We start from the raw sequence: 25330 nt of genomic DNA on the forward strand, positions 1-25330 counted from the left end.
TCTTACGGCTGGTACAGCGTCCCGCCGTTGACGATTGCGCAGAAGGCCGTGACCAGCTGGATCGCCGTGACGGAAATGCCCTGGCCGAAACCCGTTGTTGACTGTTCCAGCAAGCCCCAGTCGTCGGCATTGAACAGGATGCCCTTGGCCTCGCCCGGCAGATCGACGCCGGTTTTCTGACCGAAGCCGAAGGCATCAAGATATTTACTCAGATTATCGCCGCCCAGCATCTGGGCGATGTGCACAAAGCAGGGATTGGACGAATTCTGCAGGCATTGCATGTAGGTCTGCTGACCATGACCGCCGGCTTTCCACGACTTTAAGCGCGCGCCTTCGACGATTTCATAACCGCGGTCGTAATAACCGTCGTGTTCCATATCGAACAGTCCTTCCTCCAGCCCCGCGGAAAACGTCACCGTTTTAAACGTCGAACCCGGTTCATAGCTCATCCAGACCGGCAGGTTGCGGTTGTAGACGGATTCGTCGTAGTCCTGGTAATGATTGGGATCAAAGTCCGGCTTCGACACCATCGCCAGAATTTCGCCGGTGTTGGGGTTCATCGCCAGTCCCCAGGCAGAATCCGGGTTATAGCGTTCCATCGCGTTGTTCAGCTCGCGCTCCAGAATACTTTGAATCCGCGTGTCGATTGTCAGCATGACGTCCATTCCCTGGCCCGGCGCTTCATAGCGCTCGGAATAGATTTTCACCGGATGGCCCTTCGCGTCGAATGGAATTTTCATACTTCCCTTATTCGCTTTTAAAATTTCCTCATATTGCAGCTCCAGTCCGGCCAGCCCCTGATTGTCCACGCCGGTAAAGCCGAGCACCTGCGCCAGGTAGGCGCCGTTGGGATAATAGCGCAGCGAGTCCTGCACCAGATACACGCCGGTCAGATCCAGATGGTCGATCGCCTTGGCCTGTTCGTTGGAAATCAGCCGGCCGTAAGGGACGATCCGCTGAGTCGAAACCTTGCGGGTGATCTGCTTGTAGATGTTCTCTTTTTCCGTTTCCAGAATGTCCGCCAGCTGCTGGGCGGTGCTGTCGGGATCGGTGATCTGGGCCGGAACAACCATGACCGACGTCGAAGGAATATCCGTCGCCAGCACTTCGCCATTGATGTCCAGAACATTCCCGCGCAGTCCGGATACTGGGAAATCCCGCTCCCATAAATCCTGCGCTTTGGAAAACAGCGTTTCCCGATCCAGAATCTGAACGTAAGCCAGCTTGCCGATGATCAAGGCAAAAATGACCGTGCCGCCGATCACGATTTTGTTGATGCGTTTTTTTATCCGTGTGCTCAGCATCCGATCACCTCTGTTTCATCCTATGAAAAAAGACCCGCGCTCATGCGGATCTTTCTTTGTTTGTAAAGGATGAAACATCTATTCCTGCAGCACGACCTCGATCGCCGTCTGCTTGTTGACCAATGTCCCCGGCGGAATATTCTGGGAAACGACCTTGCCGTAGCCTTCGATCTTGACCGGCAGACCGCTGGCCTTCCAGAAACCGCTGACCTCCTTGCGCGTCCAGCTGTTCATATCGGGCATCGTGATCTGATAGGTGTCCGTCAGCAGGAAAACCTTCTGGCGCGTCACCACCATCTCGCCGGCCTGCGGGAACTGGTCGATGATCTCCTCGCCTCCGCCCAAGACGATCACATCGCATTCGCTGTCGGCCAGCTTGTTCTGCGCGTAGGTTAACGTGTGATTGATCAGCGACGGCATCGTGGATTCATGAATCGGTACGATTTCCGCCGACGGCGTGCTCGGCTCGCTGACGTCCTGCTGCCCGGCAAAATTGTAGGTCATCGCAACCTTGCGCAGCACCGATTTGATCGCGTCGGATTTGACGTGCGCGTTCTTATCATAATCGGCCTGGAAGGCATAATACACCAGGACCTTCGGATCCTCCGCCGGCATCGCCGCCATCAGCGAAACGATCGTCTTGCCAGTGCTGTAGCCGCCCCCGCCGACCGCCGCCAGCTGGGTGGTTCCGGTTTTGGCGATGATCGTCGTTTCCGGAATCTGATAGAACCGGGCGGTGCCGTCCTCGCGGTTGGCTGTGTCGTACATCAGCTGCTGGACCTGCCTGGAGGTTTCGACGCTGATCGGATTGCCGACAACCTGCGTCTGGCCCTGATACAGCACATTCTGATCGTCATAGGAGGAACGCACCTGGTCGATGACGTACGGCTTGACCATCGTGCCGTCGTTGAAAATCGCGGAATAGGCCTGGATCATCTGCAGCATCGTGACGGTCGAGCCCTGCCCGTAGGTCAGCGCCAGCTTGTCCGCCGGCCAGGTGAAATTCTTCACGCCGGTGCTTTCCGCAATACCGTCGGTATCGACCAGCTTGAAAAAACCGAAGCGGTCGAGATACTCCTCATAGACCGACGGTTCAATTAAATTCGTAATGATGCTCGCAGTCACGACGTTGGACGAATAGACTAAGCCCAGATCGTAAGGGATCATGCCCCAGCTTTTGCCCGAGGCGTTGCCGATGCAGCCGATCTTGCGGGAATCACCCTGGGAAACGCGGTACGGCTTCCGGTTGGCCGCCGCGTAACAGAACTTCGAGCTGTCCACCAGCACGCTGCCGTCATACGCTCCGCTGTCGATCGCTGCGGCATAGGTGAAAACCTTCATCGTCGAGCCCGGTTCATAAGGCATCTGCGATACATAATTGACGTAATCATCAATATTCATCGTGTTCGGATCAAACGACGGCGACTGGCCCCATGCCAGGATCTTGCCGGTTTCGACTTCCATGACCGAACCCCACACCTTTTCCGGGTTAAACTCGGCCTGCGTCTGCATGAACGCCGTTTCCAACGCTTCCTGAATCCCCTGATCCAGCGTTAAAATCACGTCGTTGCCATTGACGGCGCTCTTTTCTTCCATCTTCATGCCCGGCAGAATGTTGCCGTTTTTATCCGCCTGATAGCGTTTATAACCATCCTCGCCGCTCAGCGCGGCATTCATATATTGTTCGATGCCCATCCGGCCGCTGACTTCCCCGTCGTCGTCCGCCTGCGCGAAGCCGATCAGATAGGAAGCAAACGTGCCTAACGGATAGGACCGCTTTGTCGTTTGCACAAATTCAATCCCGTTGAGATCCAGCGCTTCGATCGCTTCCTTGGTTTCCCGCGGCAGATTGCGCCCTTTGCTGCCAAGCTCCACCTGTTTGGCGTTCTTGGTCAGATAGCCGTAAAGCGTCGATTCCTCCATGCCTAAAATCGGCGCCAGCGCACGCGCCGTGGCCAGCGGATCGTCGACATAAGCGATCTCGCCCTTGCGGCTCTGGCGGTTTTTATCCAGAATAGCGATGATGTTGTAGGTCACGTTGTCCTGCGCGATGATCGTCCCGTTGCGGTCTAAAATATATCCCCTTCGGGCCTGCTGAACCGTCCGGTGCACATTGCTGGCGGAAACATAATCCGTCAGATCCGTTCCGCTGCGGGCGTGGACCTTCACGACGGCCACTAAAAAAACATTCGCCGTGACCAAAGTGCTGATCAACAGAATCGTCGCCAGGATCAGCAGGATCATGCGATTGCTTTGCCGCATGAGAATTACTCTCCAGCTTTGGCGATTGTCACAATATTCCCCTGATTTTGTGTCATGCCGTCCTCGGCCGCAATGCCGGTGACGCGGTCGCGCGTGCTCAGGCTCTGGACTTCAATCTTTAACGCGTCGTTCTCAGTCTGCAGTGCCGCGATGTCGCGGGATACGCTCTGCTGACGCGCGCTCAATGAGTTATTGTAAGTTCTTAAGAATAACGAAGAAGAAACATAACAAACTGAGGCGAAAAAAAGCAGCACTGCAGCCAATCCTTCTAACCTTAGCTTCTTCTTCTTTTTCACTAACTTAGCCATGATTCTAATCCCCTATCCTTTCTAATACGCGTAATTTCGCGGAATGTGAACGATTGTTTTCAGCAAGCTCCTCCTCGCCTGGCAAAATCGGCTTGCGGCTGACCAGACGGAAGTCCGGCTGCCGGATCTGACTTGGCAGCAAGGGAATCCGCGGGTCGATTTTTTCAACGCTGGACGCCTGACGGAAGGTTTCCTTCACGATCCTATCCTCCAGCGAATGAAAGGTGATGACGGCGATCCGGCCGCCCGGTTTGACTAACGACATCGCCGCCCGCAGGCCGGTTTCCAGCGATTCCAGTTCGCCGTTGACGGCGATCCGCAAAGCCTGAAACGTCTGCTTGGCCGGATGTCCCTTCTTATTGAGCACTTTCGCCGGCAGCGCCTTTTTGATCACGTCGACCAACTCGAAAGTCGTGTCGATCGGATGCAGGGCGCGGGCCCGCACGATCTGCCGGGCGATCGGACGGGAATAGCTTTCCTCGCCGTATTTCCACAGCAGCGCGCTCAGTTCTTTTTCATCAAGTTCGTTGACCAGATTCCAGGCCGAGCACGGCTGACTCTGATCCATGCGCATATCCAGACGGGCGTCGTAGCGGTAGCTGAATCCCCGTTCGCCGTCGTCAAACTGCGGCGAGGAAACGCCCAGATCCATGACCACACCGTCGACGCTCAGCACGCCCCGCGCGTTCAACTCCTCGCGCATCTGCGCGAAATTGGCGCGGATCAGCGTCACGCGGTCGCTGACTTCGGCTAATCGCTGAGCGGATTCCGCCAGCGCCTGTTCGTCAAGGTCGAACGCGTAGAGATGACCGGTCTGCAAGCGGCGGGCAATTTCCAGACTGTGGCCGCCGCGGCCTAATGTGCCGTCAACATAAATACCGTCAGATTGGCAGTTCAGGGCGTCGATGGACTCCTGAAGCAATACACTGTAATGTCTTGTCATACGAGAAACTCCGTGAGCTGTTCGGCAACATCCTCAAACGAAGCACTGGCTTCGTCATAGTAGTTGTCCCAGCGTTCCTTGGCCCAGATTTCCACGTGATCGGCAACCCCGACCACGACGCATTCTTTTTCAATTCCGGACTCGGTGATCAAAGCGGCGGGCAGCAGAATTCGTCCCTGGCTGTCCAGTTCGCATTCCGACGCTTTCGACGTCAGCATGTGAATGTACATCCGGGTTTCCCGCTTGGTTGAAGGCAGCCGTTTCAGCTGTTCGAACACGGCGTCCCACTGCGCCATTGTATAGGTGCGCAGACAGCCGTCCAGACCGCGGGTCACGACGAAGCGATTGCCAAGCTCATCGCGAAAGCGGGCAGGAATGATCATTCTGCCCTTGGCGTCAATGTTGTGCCGATATTCGCCCATGAACATGATCAATCACCCACAATCTACCACTTTATGCCACTTCATACCACAATTATAACACCGTCCCTGCAAATGCCAAGAATTTATTTTAATAAAACGTCATTAAGTTGTCATAATTTGTTAACCAATTTTTACCATTTGGCTTAAACACAGGCTTTTTGTCGAAATGTGTCAGAATAAATCAAGTCCTGTTTCTTAATCTAATTGAATTATTTTCAACTTATCTACAAGAATAAAAAAAGACACCGGAAACCTTTTCCGATATCTTCTTTTTGTTTTATTTGCCGTTGTAGGAACCGCAGGAGCAAACGCGATGCGGCAGCTTGTATTCTCCGCAAGCCGGGCATTTAACCAGCGTCGGAGCCGTCAGCTTGAAATGCGTTCTGCGTTTTGCCTTTCTTGTCTTCGAATTTCTTCTCTGTTGTACAGCCATGTGTCAGCACCTCCTAATCATCAAACTTGAATTCTTTCAGTTTCGCTAAACGAGGGTCAATTTCTTGTTTCTTCTGCCGGTTGTAATCTTCTTCCCTGATGACTTCCCAGCCTTCTCCCTTGGGATAGGAAATTCCGCTTTTAACAACCTTGAGCGGGACTTCGGCCAGGATCAGCTGAAAGACGACCGGGTAGAGTTCAAGTACATCCTTCTTCAGAACATGAACCTCATCTTCCTCGCACGGAAGGAAAGAGAACACTTCGTGAGAAGAAGTCTCAAACGGCACGATGACGTCTTCCAACGACACCGCGCAGGGAACCACCATATCACCCGTGACCTTGAGATCTGCCTCGAAACGCTGCCGCGACGGATCGTAATGTCCGCTGCCGGTCACCGTCACGTTTTTCAAATCCCGCAGGCGGTCGCTCGCCAAACTTTCCGGATCAAACGTCACAGCCTCGTTAATTGTGAGTTCTTGATTCCCTTGATTGATCAGTTCAGTTTTAGACCATTTCACGCGCAGTTCACCCTATTTCGTTAACAGCCTTTATTATATGTAAAAACCCAGCTAAAGTCAATGATAACTTTTAAAGCTTAACACCGGGGTTTTTCGCAGGTTGGAAAACGTTGGACAGCGGAAATGAAAGCAGAAATTTACAGCTTACTGACCGACTTGTTCCCCCTGCCGCAGATCGGCGCAGCCGGGGATCTTGCGGGCTGACCAGTCAAGGATCTCCGCAACGACCTGATCCTTTTCTTTTTCGTTGAGCAGCTCATGACGCAGACTCTTGAACACCCGCATTTCGATGTCATCATAGCCGGCTTCCCGCAGCGTTGCCGCTGAGCTTTCCAGTCCCTTGCGGCCGCCGGTCACCGGATCATCCCCGCCGGCGATAAACAGAATCGGCAGCTTCGGGTTCTTGAGATTCCAGCGCATCAGATCATGCATATCCTGAATCCCGTAAAACATATCGTCAAACGCCGAAGCGGTAAACCGGAATCCGCACAGCGGATCGGCGATGTACGCGTCGACATTGTCCGGGTTCTTGCTCAGCCAGTCTAACGGCGTGCGCGGATTGGGAATCTGCTTGTTGAAGGAGCCCTGCACCAGCTGATCGAGCAGCTTGCTGCGGTAATGATCACCCTTGAGCGCCATGATCGTCTTGGCCATAACCCGGCCGGCCGAGGCGGCCGGGTTGTAGTTCGGCGCGCCGCACAGGATCAGTCCGTTCAGCAGCGCGTCGTAGCGTTTGACAAAGCTGCGGGCCATGATCGAACCCATGCTGTGACCGAACAGGATTACCGGCACATCCGGATATTCCTGCTTCACCTGAATCATCAGCTCATACAGATCGTTGACGCATTTCTGCCAACCCTTATGCTTGTTGAAATAACCCAGCTCCTCAGGACTGGCAGCGGATCCGCCATGACCGCGGTGATCGCTGGTCACTACCACAAAGCCCAGTTTAGCCAGATTCTGTGCGAATTCCGCATACCGCAGCCGGTGTTCCGCCATCCCGTGCGAAATCTGGAAGATTGCCCGCGGCTGCCCATCAGGGCGGTATATCGTTGTCGCTATTTTTTGTTTTTCATCCATTATTTTTGTTTCACCTCGGATTCCTAGTTTATTATAGCATAGCGTTTCTCCGGTTTGTGAGCATTTCACGAATGTTTATGATATCATAAGGGGCGACAGTGCAAAACACCGCTGTCTGCCTTCCCATAAGGAAGGGTTGGAAAGTTCTGGAGGTTGTCTATGAAAGCTTGCGGCATTATCGTGGAATACAATCCGTTTCATAACGGTCATCTTTATCATATAGAACAAGCCCGTGCGATCACCGGCTGCGACGTGCTGATCGCGGTGATGTCGGGGAATTTCGTCCAGCGCGGGGAGCCGGCAATTCTGGACAAATGGAAACGGGCGGCGGCGGCGCTGGCGCAGGGCTGCGATTTGATCATCGAGCTGCCCTACCCCTGGGTCACGCAAAGCGCTTCGCATTTTGCCGAAGGCGCGGTGACATTATTAAAACTGGCGCAGGTTTCTTCCCTGGTCTTCGGCTCGGAAAGCAACAACCTGCAGGAGCTGAAGGAAATCGCGTCGATGCCGATCAATCCGGATCATCTGAAGGAGTCGTTGGCCGCCGGACTGGCCTTTCCCAAGGCATATGGTTTATGGGCCAGGGAGATGCTGCCCAACGATATCCTGGGCGTGGCCTATCTGAAGCAGCTGCAGGACAGCCCGATCACACCTTATACGATCCAGCGTACCGTCGGCTATCATGAAACAGCGCTGCAGGGTCCGGTGGCCAGCGCCAAGGCGATCCGGCTGGCCGCAGAACAGGAATGCTTCTGCGATGAACAAACGCCGATGGCTTCCGCGCTGAAGACCGGTCCGCGGGTCTGTCTGGCGCAGTTCTATCCTTATTTAAGAATGATGCTGATCACGATGCCGGTTCACGTGCTGCAAACGTACTTCCTGTTTTCCGAAGGAATTGAAGTTCATCTGGCTCATTGTGCAGAAATTTCGCCGGATTGGGACAGTTTCATCGCGTCAGCCGTGAACCGACGCTATACCCGATCGCGGATTCAGCGCACCTGTCTGCAGCTGCTGTGCCAGATTCATTGGGATGAGGTCCGCAGCCTGCCGCCGCTGGATACGCTGCGTCCGCTGGCGTTCAACGAAACCGGAAGGCAGTATTTAAAACAGCTGCGTCAACAGGAAGTTCGCATCGCCTCCCGTTTTGCGGCTGTTCCCGAGCCTTACCGCCGGCTGGAATACCGTTCGACACAGCTGTACGCCTCAATGATGGCGGAATCCGACCGGATCGCATTGTTAAAAAAAGAAATCGGCGGACCGATCATCCTGTAAAATAAGGATCATGACATCATCCTCATTAAATTACCATAAAAAAAGCTGGCAACAGTAGACCTATTTTTAAGCTTACTGCCGCCAGCTTTTTGCCGTCAGAAATTCGATGCCGATCAAAACTGAGTAAGAATCGTTCAATGCCGCTTTCTGATCACTCATTTCACTACTTTTTTTATCGCAATCTTCGTCGAAATTGATATACCGTCCTATGCAATTACAAAACAGGGCCAACACTTTATTGTTCAAGAATTTTTTATAGATCCGGGTCCCGCTTGACTGCGGCTAATGCAAATTTTAATCATATCGGTTGATCCTTCCCGGGCATAAAATTCATAAAACGGCGAACATAAGTTTTCAAGCTATAAGTGATAAATACAGCCTCCCCTTATCAAGAAAGCAATCCTTGATCTTCAACAGAGAGAAAAGTCCGTGTCTCCATTCGAATATAGAGATACTGATTATCTGTTTATAATGCTTGGACATAAGAAAAATACACTCTTTTTTTACAGTGGATTAAAGCAATAAACCGGTTCTTACTAAATTTAGGGTAGGCTTAGAATTTCTATACAAAAAAGGAGGCTGTACAAAGCAAGATTTCAGGCTTTGTGCTACCTATTCTTTTTATCTTTACCCAAGTTCGAGGAAAAACCAATAAATCTTCCTGCCTTTTTTTATTTCAACTTATTTCAGCTTTTCAAGATCCTCCTTGATCTTAGTCGTAGAGATTCCTTCGGTGCGCGGCAGATAAACAACCTCGCAATATGCTTTCAGCTCGTCGAACTTCCCTTCCCAATCATCGCCCATAACAAACACGTCAGCGTGATATTCCTGGATATCCTTTGCCTTCTGTCCCCATTCGTTTTCCGGAATCACCAGATCGACATAGCGGATCGCCTCCAGCATCATCTTACGTTCTTCATAGCTGTGATAAGCTTTTTTTCCTTTGATCGCGTTGAACTCGTCGGTCGACAGTCCGACGATCAGATAATCTCCCAGCTGTTTCGCGCGCTTTAATAAACGGATATGTCCCCAATGCAGAAGATCATAGGTTCCGTAAGTCAGTATTCGTTTCATAATTCATTCCTTTCCTCGCTTTCCATTATATCAAAAATCGATCTTTGCGGGTATCGTTCTGTGAATTCGCAATTATTTTCAGGCTTTTTTTCAAACAACTTTGTGAATTTATTTAACTATTTAACATTTTCATTGTTTCTTTCATCATCACGATTTACGATTATAGTAAAGGAGGAATCTTCATGAATGTCTTAAAAGAGAAAGTGGCTTTGATCACCGGCTGCAGCGGAGGAATCGGACGGGAAACGGCCATTCGCTTCGCGGAAGAAGGCGCAAATTTGGCGATCTGCGCAAGAACCCAGTCCAAGCTTGAGGAAACAGCTGAAATCTGCCGTAAGAAAGGCGCGGAGGTTCTGGCTGTCGTCTGTGACATTACAGATCGGGCACAGCTTGAAAATCTGGTCAAGCAAACCGCCGACCGCTTTGGACGAATCGATATTCTGATCAACAACGCGGTAGACGCAAAACCGGGCATTCCATTTTTGCAGCAGACGGAAGCCGATCTGATGACGGTATTCAAAAGCGGCTATCTGGCGACATGGCGGCTGATGCAGCTGTGCTATCCTTATTTGAAAGAATCCCATGGCAAGATCATCAACTTTGCTTCCCCGGCCGGCTTGACCGGTACAGAAGGCTACGCAGCGTACGCTTCGGTCAAAGAAGCGATCCGCGGTCTGTCAAAAGTTGCGGCCCGCGAGTGGGGCAAAGATGGGATTAACATCAACTGCATCAGTCCGACGGCGATCACTCCGAAAATGCAGGCGATCATTGATTCGTTTCCGGAAGGTCAGCGTAAACCAGAAACCCTGGGCTTTACGGTTCCGGCTATCGGTCGGATTGGCACGGCCTATGCTGATTTAACTCCGGTTCTCGTTTTCTTAGCCAGCGATGCCTCCGGCTATATCACCGGTCAGACAATCCGCGCCGACGGCGGCGGCACGATTTTCTAAGCCGCTGGCAGCTTCCTGTTTTCAAAAAAAAAACGGTACAATCGAAGCCATCCCCAGTTTGATCCAACACGTCAGACGGGCTTCAAAATTTACCGTTTTTTTTACTTATTCAGCTTCGACGTTATGATAAACCTTCTGTACGTCGTCGCAATCGTCCAGCATCGTCAACAGACGATTCCAGGATTCCTTGTCTTCTTCACTCTCCAGCTTGACATATTCCTGCGGCAGCATCGTGATTTCGCAGGCGTCATATTCAACCTCCGGAATCAGGGCGTCGATCGCTTCCTTCGCTTTGTGGAAATCCGTCGGATCGACCGTCACGGTCATGGTGCCGTCTTCACATTCAATGTCGATGACATTGACTTCCGCCATGATCAGCGCATCCAGCATGCCTTCTTCATCTTCATACGGGAAGTTGAACAGACCGACGTTGTCGTAGCTGTGCGAGACGCAGCCCGCAACACCCATCTTGCAATGCGCCTTGTTGAAGCAGGTCTTAACCGCACTGACACTGCGGTTGGTGTTGTCGGTCAGACAGTCGATAATGATTGTCGCCGCGCCCGGGCCGAAACCTTCGTAACGGCAGGAATCGTAGTTTTCGCCAGTGCCGCCCTTCGCTTTTTCAATCGCTCTTTTAATGACGTCGGCAGGTACCTGATTCGCCTTCGCTTCGGCAATTTTCCGTTTCAGGCCCAGATTCATCTCCGGATCCGGAACGCCCGCTTTCGCTGCGATCAACAGTTCTTTGCCGTAACGGGAGTATAATTTTGACTTCGCTGCGGCTGTTTTGGCCATCGCCGCCGCACGGACCTCATGTGCACGTCCCATAGTTAATAACCACCTTCCAAAATTGACTTTATCATTATATCAAAGCACACTGTAAAAATCACGAAGAAATTTGTAAAACAGGCTTAAAAGCGGTGAATTTCCGCTTCATCCATAAGAAACGGGATGCGCCCGATCTGAATCGCCGGTTTGTGATGGCCGTGGAAATCGCTGCCGCAGGTCATCCACAGTCCATGATCCAGCGCCATCTGCCGGTAACGGCAGGTCTGTTCCTCATTGTGATAGCTGCTGTAAACCTCCATGCCCTGCACGCCGCTGTCTAATAATCGTTCCAGAATTTCATCCTTGCCTTTGAAATTGGCGCCTGGATGGGCGACGACGGCTTCCCCGCCGGTAGCGTGAATCAGGTCGATGATTTCCGCCGCCGTCTTCTTGCTTCCTGCGGTATAGCCCGGCTTACCCTGGGAGAAGAAATCCCAGAAAAAGTTCACATTCGGATTATCGCTGCGGCTGCCGCCCTCGCGGTAGGGATCCAGCCAGCGTAAACCATCGTATTCCCTGTGGCTTAACAGGTATGCGCCGATATCCTCGGGCACAAGAATGTTGTCCTTGGCCACGGTCTTTAACAGCTCGTCCGGCAAATCCAGTTCCATCGCTTCGCAGAACTGATACTTCGCTTTCCAGGTGTTTTCAACAGACTGATCGTAATAATAATGGAACAATTCATCATAACGCGGATCGGTGATATCAATTCCATAAGCCGTCATGTGGAAGCCCACGCCTTCAAATTCGCAGTCAATCTCTATGCCCGGAATGACGCGGATGCCTGCCGCTTCACCCAAGCGCGCCGCCTCGGCGACGCTGGCAACGTTGTTGTGATCGGTAATCGCCAGCGTCTTCACGCCGTTTTCCTGCGCCATGCGGATGATTTCCTCCGGTGTGTAGTCCGCGTCGGTGCTGACGATCGTATGGATATGATAATCCAGGGTACTCATAAAATTCCTCCTCTTACCTCTAGGTGAAGTATACCGTGAAACCGTTTTCTAAGCAACAAAAGAACCCGGAAATTTTCCGGGTTTTGATTTGAAGAGCGATGTATTTTCCTCTTTACTGGTACAAACTTGACGGATCCAACGCGGTTTCATTCTGAATCAGATAGAAATGTACATGCGGTCCGGTTGCCCGTCCGGTCATTCCCATGATACCGATCGTCTGTCCCTGCGCGACAGCGTCCCCTTCCGCAACCTGAATTTCGCCCAAGTGTCCGTAAAAGCTCTGAATTCCGTCGACATGATCAAGAATGATGTAATTGCCGTCGATCGAATTAAACCCGGTCGTGTTCACCGTTCCCGCCGCCGTTGCCAGAATCGGCGCCTGCTTGTTATCCGGATCGGTGATATCCAGCGCCTGATGATCAGCATAACAACCCCAGCGGCAGGTGATTTCAGGGTTTTCAACCGGCGAAATCGCCTGAATCCGGGCTACGGCGTCAGCGCCGCCCGCTACCGGATACGGCTGAAGAAGCTGGTCCGAAGTCAGTTTTACAAAGATCCGATCTGTTGGCATGAAGCAGGTCACGGATTCCGGGATTTCCCCGAATTCCAGCTGCGCCAGGGATTCTGCGCCCCGCTGCATATCGGTCAGCGTCAGCGTTTCGCCAGTCGGCGAAACCCATTCCTTAACCCGCACGATGACCGGCACCTCCATGCCCATTGATTCCAGCGCTTTCTTCGAGCCTTCGCACCAGACCTTGATTTCATGGGTGTCCGTCAATTCAACCGGCGCCGCTTCGTTTTGAATCAGCGTCCGCTTCATCGTCATTTCCCAGCCGGACTGAGCATCCGGTTTTACCATCATGCTGACGCTGACCCCGGCGCAAATCAGGACGATCCCGGCCGCAAGCAGCCACGGCGTTCGTTTTTTATTCACAATCCATCCCATCCTTTCTTTAAATCGTTTTTGTGTTCGCTTGCTATTGAGGCACTGCAACGCCCGCTCATCATGATCCGCGCTCAACGCCAGCAACAGGCGAGCGTAACCGATCCGGTCTGCCTGCGGTTTATCCTCCAGCAGTTTTTCGTCGATGAAGTATTCCAGATCCAGCCGCAGCTGATTCATCATCAGGCGCACTAACGGATTAAACCAGTATACGATCTCCAGCAGCTGAATGAATCCCAGAAACCATGGATGTCCGTATTTCACATGCAGGCATTCATGATCGAGCATCACTCTCCGCTGCGCTTCTGTTCGTTCTTTAAAATCTGCGCCCAAGACCAGCTGCGGCATCAAGTTGCCATAAATCGCGCAGCTGTGAAGGCTCGCGCTCTGCCGGACAGGAATCTGCAGGCAGCGATTAATCCGCATCTGACGCACTGCTTCTTCACCCAGCGCGGGAGAACAAGGCTGCAGACATAACCGTTTTTTCAATTTCACACGGGCGATCCCATTGACAGTCGTCATGACGACCATTCCCAATACCCAGAGCATCACCAGTCCCTCGCCCCAGGTCCAATTTTGCGGTATCGGCTTGTCCGGCGGCATTGAGAGCGCAGCTTGGGCTGGATGGATGATTATCGGCGCAGTTTCAATTTGTTCTACCGTTTCCGCGAATGAATCTGCCAACGGGATTGTCGTCAATTTCTGATACGGGCTGTGCTTTGACGTCAGCTGAACGGGAATTGCCAGCTGAATCAACAGCGGAACCCACAACAACAGCCGGGCGGTTGGTCCAAGCCTACGCAGACTCTTTTTTCTCAGCAGGAAGATCAAGATAATCAGCGGACTGATCATTAATGAGACTTCCAGAAGCTGCCGCAGACTATTTTTCAGCATCGCGGATCATTTCCTTCAATTCTTCTAGCTCATCGTCACTCAGCTGGACTTCTTCCATGAAGTTCAGCATCATCCGGCTCATCGAACCGTTGAACAGCTTATCAGCCAGACTTTTCTGTGTCTGCCGCGTATAATCCCGGCGGCTGATCGCTGGGCTGTATAAAATTTCACGTGCGCTGCGGTCGGCCGTCACCGCCTGTTTTTCCTCGCAGCGATGGATTAACGTACGAATCGTCTTGGCATTCCAGTCCTTTTGTTTGGAAACCTCCTCGACAATCTGATTCGCGGTCAAGGGTTCCCGCAGCCACAGAACTTTAAGTACCTCTAATTCGGCATCAGTGATTTTTTCGGCATTCATCAACGTCCCTCCATTCAGATTACAACTGTAATACATTTATATATTACAGTTGTAATCTCATCCTGTCAAGCGAATTCATAAAAACGTCCGGCTTGTGCCGGACGCTCTGTTTATTCCTGTATTCCCATTTCGCTTAGAATCTGTTTTTCATTGGCCGCCAGCTTGGGCTTAAACACAATCTCGCCGCGATGTTCGCAAAACCAGCGGTAAGCCCGCGTCAAGCCGGTTTCAAACAAGGTATCTTCCGGCACAATTTGATGAATCTTCGTCACATCCAGTACATTGTCATAATCGCGGAACGGGAAGTAATCTCTGGCGTTCCAGTTTGCATCATGAACCGGAATGATCTTCGCCTGCGCGCCGCAGACGTCAGCACATTGTTGAATCCATTCGCTGAAGCTCACGCCCTGTTGATCGCCGACATTGTAAATCTCAATCCCCTGATCCGGACACCTTAACAGAGTAGTGACGATCTTGGCTAAATCGCCGGTGTAGCAGAACTGAATGCGGTTATCCGCCGCCGGGATCAAAATCGGCTGATTCCGCATCAGGTGATCAAAAATGAAGCTTTCCCGCTGCACATAATTATATTCCCCATACATATAAGGCGGCCGCAAAATCGACAGCGCGATGTTTTGCTTTTGGCAAAATGCCGTCAGCGCGCTTTCCGCCGCGATTTTATCGGTACCATATTGTCCCCAGTATGGATTTTCCCCTAACGGTTGCGTTTCTAAAATCGGCAGCGCACACCGGTCTACATCATAAACCGCACTGGAACTGATGAAAACCCAGTGTTTAACGGAGCAATCCAGACTTTCGCAGCAGATCTCAATCTGCTTCTGGTTTAATCCGGACACGTCGATCACCGCGTCGAAAGTTCTGCCTTTTAACGTTTGTTTCATCGCTGCCGCGTCTTCCCGATCGCAGGTCAGCTGCGTTACCGGTCTGCCTGTCCATGGCTGACTACCGCGGTTTAATAACGAAACCTCCCAGCCGTCTTCCAAACACTGTTCTGTAATCCGCCTGCCGATAAAATAACTGCCGCCTAAAATCAATACTTTTCGCATGAATGATCTCCTTTTTCAGGTTTATTATATCATCAGCCTGAACAATTACCAGTTTTCCAATCGATTCTTCCTGCATAATCATCCTATATGCAGAATAATAGAATCCCCATCGCAGCTTATTTCCGAAAAGTATCTTCAGCGCTCTTTTTTTACTTTGTGAACATATTTTTCATCATTTTCTTAGGGGGTTATTTTTACTTTTCCGCAATATTAATAGTGTTGGGTTTTGTTGAACCGCGGATGCCCGTCCGGACAGAATCGACTTTTGACCTTTTCAATTCGATTCAAACCGACAGATTTTTGTCGTCTGTCATTCAAGGAGGGCAATTCTATGGAACATTTCCTGGAACTTTTTGTCAATGTAGTTTTGAAAGTTGGTTTGCCCTTGATCGAATGTTCGATCAAGGTGATTGAATGCCGCTTAAAAATTATAGAGGCCAAAAAGAAAAGCGCTGCACCATCGACCAAGAAAAGTCAGCGCTCATCTGTCCGCCGCCACCGTAAAAGGTAGCTCATGACGGGTGCCGCCTTTCAGCAACACCTTACACCTTTAGTATAGGCATTCCTGATGGAATTTCAACCTTTTTCTTTCCTTCCTGAGTTAATCCGTTATTATTCATTGGGAACAAGGCTGAAAAACAAACAAGAATTTATAATAAAAAGGCTCAAATCAAAACACGACACTGCAAGCCGAAAAGAGTAAACGATATAGATTGGCAAAAATGAAACGAAAGAAATTGATTTCATCATCCTTTGACGACGAACGTTTGTTCAAGTCTGCCGGCGTTTACTGCCAGCCACAAGCTTCTGCCCCGTAAAAGAAAAGCCCGGCTTACGCCGGGCCTTCCTTATTCTTCTTCAAACAAACTCATCATTTCAATATCGGAATGGACTTTTTCATCCGCTTCCGATTCTTCATCATAGTCTTCAAACGGAATTTCGTCCTCGCCGACCGGATGATCGACAATCCGCACTTCCTCAATCCCCTTAATCAGACCCCAGTCCTTTTTCAGTTCCAGCGGTGTGGAGAAGGTGGCTTCCCGGCTCATCATCGGCACGTCTTTCGCCTGAAGAATCTGCAGCTGCGGATCCATCAGCATCAGACTGTCATACGGCTGCACGCATTGGCAGTAGGCGATATGATAAGGGTTGGTCTTCAGCCGCTTCACAACGATTTCGCCTTTGACCGGACGCCCGGTGACGTTGATGTCGCTCATCTTGATCCGTTTCATATTGCCCTTATCCGACAATACCCACAGGCTCTGACGTTCGTCGCTGTAGCTGCAGGCCGCCGCCAGCGTGTCGTCCTTCGCCAGATTCAGCGCCTTGACGCCCTGCGACTTGGTGCCGTTGGCCGGTACCAGATCCGAGGAATACCGGCTGATCCAGCCGCTGCGGCTGATCATGATCAGATCCTCGTGCGCATACACGACGAACGCCCGCATCATCTCATCGTCTTTCTTGAGATTCATCGCGGTCATCATCTTGTTGTTGCGCTGCACCTGCCACTGACTGATCGGCGTTTTCTTGACCTGTCCGCGCCGGCTGACGGTCACAATCCAGGCGTAGCTGGAGAAGTTTTTGACGACAATCGCATTGATGATTTTATCGTCGCCGTCAATGCTGACATATTTATTCATATGCGAGCCGACGTCCTTCCACTTCGCTTCGTCGATCTGATACACCGGCAGATACGCGTAGTTACCCTTGCTTGTGAACAACAACAGCGTGTCAAGCGTATCGACTTCCAGCTGTCCAACGAGCACGTCGCCTTCCTTCAAGCCGGTCATCGCGTTGTCGCTGGCCCCGTAGGAACGCAGCGATACCCGTTTGACATACCCATCGCGGGATGCGGTGATCATGACGCGTTCGTTAGGAATCATCGCGGTCTTATCAATGACGATTTCCTCAACCTCCGCCTGAATCTCGCTGCGGCGCGGGTCGGCATATTCCTTTTTGATCTCGCGCAGTTCCTTGATCAGAACGCTCTTTAAGACAGTCTCACTTTCCAAAATCGTTTTCAGCATTTCCATCTCGTTGACTAACTGCGCAAATTCCTCCCGCAGCGCCACGATATCGGTCGACGTCAAACGATACAGCCGCAGGGTGACGATCGCTTCGGCCTGGGTTTCACTGAAACCAAACGATTCCGTCAGATTGCGCTTGGCGTCGCCCTTATCCTTCGACTGCCGGATGACGGCGATCACCTCGTCCATGATCGACACGGCTTTCATCAAGCCCTCTAAGATGTGGCAACGTTCCTCCATCTTATTATAAAGGTAACGGCTGCGGCGCAGCACGACCTCCTCACGGTGCGCGATGAAGGCGTCCAACATCCCGATCAAGCCCATCTGAACCGGACGCTTGTTGACGATCGACACCATGTTGTAGCTGTAATAGATCTGTAAATCTGTGTTTTTATAGAAATAATTCAGGATTACATTGGGATCGGCATCCTTTTTGACGTCGATGACAATCCGCAGACCAGTCCGGTCCGTTTCGTCGCGGATATCCATAATCCCTTCAATTTCGCGGGAAAGCCGGATATCGTCCATTTTGCGGACCATCGACGATTTGACGACTTCATAGGGAATTTCCCGGATAATAATCTGATTGCATGTCTTGCCCGTGACGATCTCCGTGCGGGCGCGGATGACAATCCGGCCCTTGCCGGTGGTGAAGGCATCGACAATCCCTTTTTTGCCCATGACGATACCGCCGGTCGGAAAGTCCGGTCCCGGCAGGATTTCCATCAGTTCCTCCAGCGAACACTTCGGCCGCTGCATCCGGTAGATCGCCGCGTCGATCACTTCGCTCAGATTGTGCGGCGGGATGTTGGTCGCGTAACCCGCCGCGATTCCCGTCGCTCCGTTGACCAGCAGAACCGGAAAGCGGGCCGGCAGGACGGTCGGTTCATTCTCCGTATCGTCGAAGTTCGGCGCGAACAGGACCGTGTCCTTGTCGATATCCTCCAGCATCGTTCCGGCGATTTTCGCCAGCCGTGCTTCGGTATATCGCATCGCCGCCGCCGGGTCGTCGTCGATCGAACCATTGTTGCCATGCATATCGATCAAAGGCATGCGGATCTTCCAATCCTGCGACATCCGCACCATCGCGTCGTAAACCGAGCTGTCGCCGTGAGGATGGTAATTACCGATGACCAGACCGACGGTTTTCGCCGATTTGCGGTGCTGATGATCAAACGTGTTGCCATCATGATACATCGCGTACAGAATCCGCCGCTGAACCGGCTTCAGCCCATCGCGGGCATCCGGCAGCGCGCGTTCCTGAATAATATATTTGGAATAGCGGCCAAACCGCTCGCCCATGATGTCCTCTAACGGAGAAATCACCAGGCTGGGTTCTTTGACCGGCGCTGTATTTTCTTTCTTCTTCATTTCTGTTCCACCTTAAACGTATCTTCCAACGTAAACGCGACGTGCTGCTCAATCCAGGTACGGCGCAGATTGGCCTTGTCGCCCATCAAAATGGAAACATTGCGCTCCGCCTGCACCGCGTCTTCAATCGAAACCTGAATCAGCGTCCGGGTTTCAGGGTCCATTGTCGTTTCCCACAGCTGGGACGCGTTCATTTCGCCCAAACCTTTGTAGCGCTGAATCTCGACCTTGCCCCACTGCTGCTTCACCTCGTCCAGCTCCTCATCAGTGTAGGCGTAGCGCAGCTGCTTGCCCTTGGTCACCTTATATAACGGCGGCAGGGCGATGTAAACCATGCCATGCTCGATCAACTGCCGCATGTAGCGGTAAAAGAACGTCAAGAGCAGCACCTGAATGTGCGCGCCGTCGGTATCGGCATCGGTCATGATGATGATTTTGTTGTAATTGCTGTCGGAGTAATCGAAGCCGGAACCGATCCCCGCGCCCAGGGCATGGACGATCGTATTCAATTCTTCGTTCTTTTCAATCTCTGCCAGTCCCGCCTTTTCCGTATTCAGCACCTTACCGCGCAGCGGCAGAATCGCCTGGTACTTGGAATCGCGGCCCTGCTTGGCGGAACCACCGGCGGAATCGCCTTCCACTAAGAATAATTCTTTGCGGGTCGCATCCTTGGACTGAGCCGGCGCCAGCTTGCCGGAAAGCACCTTTTCACTTTTGCCGGCCTTCTTGCCCTTCCGCGCTTCTTCACGCGCTTTCCGCGCCGCTTCCCGGGCCTGCGACGCCTTCTGCATCTTCTTGATCAGCATCGTCGAAAGCTCTTTGTTTTCTTCCAGATAGAAGCTCAGCTTATCGCCGACAAGACTCTCGACCGCACTTTTCGCTTCCGCGGTCCCCAGCTTGCCTTTGGTCTGACCTTCAAACTGAAGCAGATTTTCCGGAATCGACACCGACACGATCGAGGTCAGACCTTCGCGCACGTCGCTGCCTTCAAAGTTTTTATCTTTCTCTTTTAACAAACCGAGCTTCCGCGCGTAATCGTTAAACGCCTTGGTGAACGCCGACCGGAAACCCATTTCATGCGTGCCCCCATCCTTGGTGCGGACAAGGTTGACAAAGGAAACCATGCTTTCCTGATAATCATCCGTATACTGGAATGCGCACTGCACCTCGATGTCATTCGCCATTCCGGTAAACACAACCGGATCATGCAGCACCGTCCGATCCTCATGCAGATACTCCAGAAAAGCCTTTAAGCCGTCTTCGTAATGGAACGTTTCCGTCTTGCCGGAACGTTCGTCCTTCACGATCATCGTGATATTCTTCAATAAGAACGCATTTTCCCGTGCCCGCTCGCAGATCAAGCCGGCATTGAATTCGATCGTCGAGAAGATCCGCTTGTCCGGCATGAACCGGATCTTACTGCCGGTTTTGGTGCTTTTGCCAAGCTTTTCGAGCTTGCCGATCTTCTTGCCGCCATCCTCAAAACGCATGGAAACCATCTGTCCTTCCTGACAGACCGTCACCTCAACCCATTCGCTTAAAGCGTTGACGACCGAGGCGCCGACGCCGTGCAGACCGCCGGAGGTCTTATACCCTCCTTCGGAGGAAAACTTGCCGCCCGCATGCAGGACGGTAAAAATAACCTGAATCGTCGGAACACCGCTGGCATGCATGCCGATCGGCATCCCGCGGCCCTCATCCTCAACGCAGACCGCGCCGCACTTTTCCAGCGTGATCGTTATTTTCTTGCCGAAGCCGTTGAGCGCTTCGTCAATCGCATTGTCGACCGTTTCCCAGACCAGATGATGCAGGCCGCGCGAATCAGTCGATCCGATATACATCCCCGGACGTTTTCTGACCGCTTCCAATCCTTCCAGGATCTGAATTGAATTCTCATCATATTTCTGTGTTTTTGCCATCTTTTATTACGATTAGAGAAGAAAAAATCCTACTCTTTCTCCTTTCCGTTTCAGCTCGATTTTCCTGAGTTTAGCCTTTCCCCGCCGCCTTCATTCCAATCCGCCATAGATTAGATTATACACAAAAACGGCTTAAAATAAAAGTTTACGCGCTCGGTTTTTATGATAAAATAGGAGCGAAGGAGTGAAGAGGAAATGATTAAAATTCTTTTTGCGATGGTCCTGGGTTATCTTTTCGGATCGATCCCCTGGGCGTTAGTCATCGGCAAAGTCTTCTATAAAACCGACGTTCGTAATTTTGGCTCCGGCAATCTGGGCGGCACCAACGCCGGCCGCGTGCTGGGAAAAAAGGCCGGCGTCACCGTGATTGTGCTGGATGGTTTGAAAGCCTTCTTCGTTGTTGGCCTGTGCGTCTTGTTTGTTCCGGAGGCTGCGGTCTACGCCGGCATGTGCTGCTGCGCGGGGCATTGCTTCCCGATCTTCGCCAATTTCAAGGGCGGCAAGGCGGTCGCGACAACGTTTGGCTATCTGTTGGCCACCGGCCTGTTCGTCACCCATGAACCGATCCAGATGTTTGTGATCCCGTTTGTGATCTTCATGATCACCTTGAAGATCTGGAAGATGGTATCGCTGTCCTCCATCATCGGCATCGCCAGCGCGGCGCTGATCACGACGCTGACCCAGTCCAATCTCATGATCACCGCTTCCATCTGGATTCTCTGGGCATTTGTCACCTACCGTCACAAAGCGAATATCGAACGCATCCGCAGCCATGAGGAAAAGAAAATCTCCTGGATGTAACTGACGATCAATCTGAAAAAAGCTCGTTTTCATCTGAAAGCGAGTTTTTATTTTATCGTCGATTCAATGCCTGTCATTCGCCGTTGAGCTGTTCATTCAACGCCTGGAGAATCACATCGTTCGCACCATTATAAATGATCATCAGCTGATCGTAATAATAGATATGATAATCGGTGTCCAGCACTTTTTCTTCACGAACCTCTGCGGATCCTTCAACAATATATAAAGTCGCATCTGACTCCGCGAGCGAGCCGATCTGCTCGGCGCTGACCGTTTCCAGATTTAACGTTTCATAAAAATCATAGGTCTTAAACCGATCCAGCAGATTGCTGATCGAAATTGGAAATCCATCGTTGCTGACGCTGATTTCGGCCTGTGATTTTACGGAATACTCCGAGGCCGTCGCCGCGTTTTCAGGCTGGCTGCCGCATCCTGCGCTCAACAGAAATACGCAGAAAAACAAGAAAGGCAAAATTGACCTTTTCATAGACAGAACCTCCTACTATCTTGATTATACCGATCCCGGCTTTAAATAGATAGAGGATTAAGGAATGCTTCATGTCAATTTAAGAAAGGTGTAATAAATTATTCAATCACATACCCAAATAGTTGGATGACCATTCCAAAGCAGCCTGACTTTGCGCCGCGTCGATCAAGCCGACCGCCTGCATCGCTTCCAAAACCTGCTGCTGACGATGCAGCGCCAGATCTTTGCCGGAACTGAGCTGATAGCGGCTTGGTGACTGCGGCAATCCTGCCAGTAAGGTCGCTTCCGCCAACGTCAGCTCGGAAGGTTCCTTGTTGAAATATCCGCGGCTGGCCTGAGCAATGCCGTAATGCCCGTCGCCGTAATAGATGACGTTGACATAAAAAGAAAGAATCTCATCTTTGGAGTAGGCCGCTTCCAGATCATAGAGAAAAAACACTTCTGCGATTTTCCGCGTCAAGGACGGTTTATGCGTAAAATACAGGTTTTTCGCCAGCTGCTGAGGAATCGTGCTGCCGCCTTCCTTGAGCTCGCCGGAGATCAGATTTGTCAGCAATGCCCGGCCCAGAGAAATTACATCAATTCCCTGTCGGGTATAAAACCGCCGATCCTCCACCGCGACGACCGCATTCACAAAATCCGGACTGATCTGATCCAGCGGCATATAATCTTCGCGTTGTTTCACTTCTTCGATCTTATCCGCCAGCGGCATTTCGGCGATCGCTTCTTTATATCGCTGATAGCCTGAAGCCGTCAGCCATCCCCCGCCGATCACAAGCAGCGTGAGCAGAACAAGCACGAAACGCTTTATCCATTTCATCTTTATCACCTGTCCGCATTATACCACGCAGATCCTGCTTGCAGCCTTACAGTTTAGTCATGTTCCCGTCACCTGAGTCAAATAAAAAAACTGATAAGTCCGGCGATCCTGTCCCCTGCTTATCAGCTTTTTATTTCCTTCTTCCCAATGTTGAGTTACTGTCCCATGGACTTCATGATAGCCCGGATCTGAGCTTCGGACGGCTTCCGTCCCATCTGCAGGAACATGGCGCGAATCATCTTCTCATTGACTGGAGGATGTTCCTTCAACTGCTTTTCAAAATAACGGCGCGTGAAGAAGAAACCTAATCCACCACCGATAACCAGTCCCAAAATCAGAAATCCGATTGAACTCAAGAATGCGTTTCCCATTATTACACCACCTATCTCTGTGATTATCGTATTTATTGTATCGTTTTTCAATCTATTTTACAAGTCTATTTCCGTCAGAACCAATGTCCCCCGCAGCTGTTTCAATTCATACAGAAACGGGTATTCCGCCTTATCTGAGAGAACCAGATGCCATTGTTCTTTTTCGAGCGTGCTCGTCCGCTGTGTCAGCGAGTTATAATATGTTATTTTATCCGGTACCAGAAACATATCATCACGATATTGAAAGCGTGTCTTCAGCTGCTGGAAAATGACATCCGGCGAGATCAGGATCGCGTCAAGCTGAGCTTGATATTCATCACGATTTTCCATCCAGCCAAGAACCGACGTACTGTTTTTCATAACAGAAATAAACTCATCGCGGATCATATATCCTCTAATCATCTTCTCACCCCGATCAATATAACAGTCCGCGCTTTAAAATTTTGTCGAAACACAAAAAAACGATGGAGAATCCGACTCCCTATCAGATTCTCCATCACTGCCTGCGACCGGTTTTGCACCTATAAATAGACCGATCACTCACCAATTTTTATCATTTTTCTACAAGCAAGACATCAAATAAATATCGATTATGTTTTTATTCTCACTGTAGCGGTCCGGTTTATTATGTTTCTGCAACTTAGTTCTTCTACCTTGTTTCGTTCACTCGTTTTCCCGTAGAATGAAGCCCCCATTACTTCGCCATAATAAACATTGTTGTTGATTTTATGCAATTCAGTTAATCTATAGATTAACCAAACATGCAATCTGGTGCTGTGCAACCCGCTGGTTCAATGCACAATTCTGGATGTTCAACAGAGCAACCTTCTGGGTCTGTTTCTTCAGCACTCACTGGTGTACACAATACGCATAACGCTACTAAAGCTAATGCGCTTAACAATACTTTCTTCATATTTCCTCCATTCAACGGTCTTATTATATAATGAAAATCGCATTTAATATGTTTTTGTTACATTTCAAAAGTCAGAATATTTGAATCATGAAATCTTTACATATCAAGCAATTTTATGCGAAGTAAAATCATTGAAACTATCAATATCTTTATATTTTTTCGTTATTTTTACTAATTTTGATAATTCAGACTTAAAATAGCTTAAAATGCTTTCTGAACGATATTGATTTATCAATAATCTATGAATATCCGTCATGATAAAATTTTGTAATTCTTTAGCAGAAGCATTATTAATTTTCATTGAAAAATACTCATAAAAAATTTTACAAGTACTATTATCATTGGGATCCTCTAAATGAATCTGCTTGAATAACGCTGTATCTGTTGGTAAATTTAATTCTTCAAAACATTCTAAAACATGTAAAATATGAGCTGTAAACTTAGGCTTATAACTTAAGAACTTTTCAAAGTATTCCTTGGCTAATAGATAATCCTTATCATAATAATAATGATAACCTACGTTAAAATAATTTTCTTTGAGCTTTTTTTCAGCTAATCGACCTCCACATTTTGATAAATATTCTATAGATCGATCAAAGTAATTTTTTACATTATCTTTATTGCCTGTATGCAAAGCCAATGCCTTCGTATAATATAAAATACCTAAATAATATATGCTATTTAATTGCGTAAAATAAATGATTCCCAGTTCAGTATAGCGCAAGGCATCTAATAACCTTTCTTTATAAATAAGCCAGAAAACTATATAAATTGTTGAAATTTGTGAACCATTTTTATAACTAATTAATTGTTCTGATATTTTCTCAGAGTAAGACATATTCATTTCTCTAAAGAAAAAATAATCAAATAATATATTTTTAAGTATTTCATCTATTTTTGAGCTTAATAAAAAACTCGTATAATACATTCTTTCTGCAGTCACACTATTAGGATATTCAGCAAACAAATAGTATTGTATAATAATTTTAAATGCTTCAAAAATATCACTATAA

At 50.1% G+C, this 25330-nt stretch carries 25 protein-coding genes and 1 pseudogene; 4 read left to right on the plus strand and 22 right to left on the minus strand.

Features of this window, described 5'->3' with window-relative positions; all coding sequences use genetic code 11:
- Positions 1–5: 5 nt before the first annotated feature.
- The 8 genes and pseudogenes from AC5OW4_RS07555 to AC5OW4_RS07590 form a co-directional block, all read right to left on the minus strand.
- Positions 6–1304, minus strand: a pseudogene (locus tag AC5OW4_RS07555) (peptidoglycan D,D-transpeptidase FtsI family protein); the annotation flags it as partial.
- 78 nt (positions 1305–1382) lie between these two features.
- A complete protein-coding gene (locus tag AC5OW4_RS07560; RefSeq protein WP_072684152.1) occupies positions 1383–3566 on the minus strand; it encodes a penicillin-binding protein in 2184 nt (727 codons plus the stop codon).
- Between the two features lie 5 nt (positions 3567–3571).
- A complete protein-coding gene (locus tag AC5OW4_RS07565) occupies positions 3572–3874 on the minus strand; it encodes a hypothetical protein (protein ID WP_493676841.1) in 303 nt (100 codons plus the stop codon).
- 4 nt (positions 3875–3878) lie between these two features.
- A complete protein-coding gene (gene rsmH, locus AC5OW4_RS07570) occupies positions 3879–4817 on the minus strand; it encodes a 16S rRNA (cytosine(1402)-N(4))-methyltransferase RsmH (protein ID WP_072684151.1) in 939 nt (312 codons plus the stop codon).
- Entirely contained in the window at positions 4814–5245 is a 432-nt protein-coding gene (mraZ, locus tag AC5OW4_RS07575; RefSeq protein ID WP_006058887.1) for a division/cell wall cluster transcriptional repressor MraZ, read from the minus strand. Before mraZ ends, rsmH begins: the two co-directional genes overlap by 4 nt.
- Positions 5246–5516: 271 nt before the next feature.
- The gene (gene rpmF / locus AC5OW4_RS07580; RefSeq protein ID WP_006058885.1) at positions 5517–5672 is read right to left on the minus strand and encodes a 50S ribosomal protein L32; all 156 of its coding nucleotides are present in this window, start codon (positions 5670–5672) and stop codon (positions 5517–5519) included.
- A 13-nt stretch (positions 5673–5685) separates the two neighbouring features.
- Positions 5686–6189, minus strand: a complete 504-nt coding sequence (locus tag AC5OW4_RS07585; RefSeq protein WP_072684149.1) for a YceD family protein — start codon at positions 6187–6189, stop codon at positions 5686–5688.
- 144 nt (positions 6190–6333) lie between these two features.
- Positions 6334–7269, minus strand: a complete 936-nt coding sequence (locus AC5OW4_RS07590) for an alpha/beta hydrolase (protein ID WP_072684148.1) — start codon at positions 7267–7269, stop codon at positions 6334–6336.
- A gap of 159 nt (positions 7270–7428) precedes the next feature.
- Between AC5OW4_RS07590 and AC5OW4_RS07595 the strand changes: the two genes are divergently transcribed.
- Complete coding sequence (locus AC5OW4_RS07595; RefSeq protein ID WP_493676842.1) at positions 7429–8541, plus strand: tRNA(Met) cytidine acetate ligase; 1113 nt, start codon at positions 7429–7431, stop codon at positions 8539–8541.
- Positions 8542–9222: 681 nt separating this feature from the next.
- Here the strand turns inward: AC5OW4_RS07595 and tagD are convergent.
- Complete coding sequence (gene tagD / locus AC5OW4_RS07600; protein WP_020223869.1) at positions 9223–9615, minus strand: glycerol-3-phosphate cytidylyltransferase; 393 nt, start codon at positions 9613–9615, stop codon at positions 9223–9225.
- 182 nt (positions 9616–9797) lie between these two features.
- On the opposite strand from tagD, the gene AC5OW4_RS07605 reads away from it, so the two are divergent.
- Entirely contained in the window at positions 9798–10565 is a 768-nt protein-coding gene (locus AC5OW4_RS07605; protein WP_072684146.1) for an SDR family NAD(P)-dependent oxidoreductase, read from the plus strand.
- A gap of 105 nt (positions 10566–10670) precedes the next feature.
- Here the strand turns inward: AC5OW4_RS07605 and AC5OW4_RS07610 are convergent, their stop codons facing one another.
- From AC5OW4_RS07610 to AC5OW4_RS07630, 5 genes are all read right to left on the minus strand, one after another.
- Positions 10671–11393 carry a YebC/PmpR family DNA-binding transcriptional regulator gene (locus tag AC5OW4_RS07610; protein WP_072684145.1) on the minus strand — a complete coding sequence of 241 codons (723 nt, stop codon included), beginning with the start codon at positions 11391–11393 and terminating at the stop codon, positions 10671–10673.
- Positions 11394–11476: 83 nt separating this feature from the next.
- Positions 11477–12346: a PHP domain-containing protein gene (locus tag AC5OW4_RS07615; RefSeq protein ID WP_072684144.1), complete on the minus strand. Its 870-nt coding sequence runs from the start codon at positions 12344–12346 to the stop codon at positions 11477–11479.
- Between the two features lie 112 nt (positions 12347–12458).
- Entirely contained in the window at positions 12459–14183 is a 1725-nt protein-coding gene (locus tag AC5OW4_RS07620; protein ID WP_072684143.1) for a M56 family metallopeptidase, read from the minus strand.
- Positions 14170–14541 (minus strand): BlaI/MecI/CopY family transcriptional regulator, encoded by a 372-nt coding sequence (locus tag AC5OW4_RS07625; RefSeq protein WP_072684142.1) that lies wholly within the window; start codon positions 14539–14541, stop codon positions 14170–14172. The genes AC5OW4_RS07620 and AC5OW4_RS07625 overlap by 14 nt, the downstream gene beginning before the upstream one ends.
- A 110-nt stretch (positions 14542–14651) precedes the next feature.
- A complete protein-coding gene (locus AC5OW4_RS07630; RefSeq protein WP_493676843.1) occupies positions 14652–15608 on the minus strand; it encodes an NAD-dependent epimerase/dehydratase family protein in 957 nt (318 codons plus the stop codon).
- A gap of 331 nt (positions 15609–15939) precedes the next feature.
- Between AC5OW4_RS07630 and AC5OW4_RS07635 the strand changes: the two genes are divergently transcribed.
- Complete coding sequence (locus AC5OW4_RS07635; protein ID WP_072684140.1) at positions 15940–16119, plus strand: hypothetical protein; 180 nt, start codon at positions 15940–15942, stop codon at positions 16117–16119.
- Between the two features lie 337 nt (positions 16120–16456).
- Here AC5OW4_RS07635 and parC read toward each other — a convergent pair whose 3' ends face one another.
- On the minus strand, positions 16457–19006 hold the full coding sequence (gene parC / locus AC5OW4_RS07640; RefSeq protein ID WP_072684139.1) for a DNA topoisomerase IV subunit A: 2550 nt from the start codon (positions 19004–19006) through the stop codon (positions 16457–16459).
- Positions 19003–20925 carry a DNA topoisomerase IV subunit B gene (gene parE / locus AC5OW4_RS07645; RefSeq protein ID WP_308559887.1) on the minus strand — a complete coding sequence of 641 codons (1923 nt, stop codon included), beginning with the start codon at positions 20923–20925 and terminating at the stop codon, positions 19003–19005. Before parE ends, parC begins: the two co-directional genes overlap by 4 nt.
- A gap of 195 nt (positions 20926–21120) precedes the next feature.
- Between parE and plsY the strand changes: the two genes are divergently transcribed.
- Complete coding sequence (gene plsY / locus AC5OW4_RS07650) at positions 21121–21726, plus strand: glycerol-3-phosphate 1-O-acyltransferase PlsY (protein ID WP_072684137.1); 606 nt, start codon at positions 21121–21123, stop codon at positions 21724–21726.
- Between the two features lie 73 nt (positions 21727–21799).
- Here plsY and AC5OW4_RS07655 read toward each other — a convergent pair whose 3' ends face one another.
- From AC5OW4_RS07655 to AC5OW4_RS07680, 6 genes are all read right to left on the minus strand, one after another.
- Positions 21800–22213, minus strand: a complete 414-nt coding sequence (locus tag AC5OW4_RS07655; RefSeq protein WP_072684136.1) for a hypothetical protein — start codon at positions 22211–22213, stop codon at positions 21800–21802.
- Between the two features lie 106 nt (positions 22214–22319).
- On the minus strand, positions 22320–23033 hold the full coding sequence (locus tag AC5OW4_RS07660; RefSeq protein WP_072684135.1) for a biosynthetic peptidoglycan transglycosylase: 714 nt from the start codon (positions 23031–23033) through the stop codon (positions 22320–22322).
- A 155-nt stretch (positions 23034–23188) separates the two neighbouring features.
- Positions 23189–23404 carry a YneF family protein gene (locus AC5OW4_RS07665; protein WP_072684134.1) on the minus strand — a complete coding sequence of 72 codons (216 nt, stop codon included), beginning with the start codon at positions 23402–23404 and terminating at the stop codon, positions 23189–23191.
- A 57-nt stretch (positions 23405–23461) separates the two neighbouring features.
- Positions 23462–23806 carry a hypothetical protein gene (locus AC5OW4_RS07670; protein WP_139248592.1) on the minus strand — a complete coding sequence of 115 codons (345 nt, stop codon included), beginning with the start codon at positions 23804–23806 and terminating at the stop codon, positions 23462–23464.
- A 349-nt stretch (positions 23807–24155) separates the two neighbouring features.
- Positions 24156–24317, minus strand: a complete 162-nt coding sequence (locus AC5OW4_RS07675) for a hypothetical protein (protein ID WP_159432770.1) — start codon at positions 24315–24317, stop codon at positions 24156–24158.
- 103 nt (positions 24318–24420) lie between these two features.
- Positions 24421–25330 (minus strand): hypothetical protein (locus tag AC5OW4_RS07680; RefSeq protein ID WP_493676844.1); only part of this gene is annotated, 910 nt, incomplete at its 5' end.

It is taken from the genome of Holdemania sp. (genome assembly GCF_986127675.1).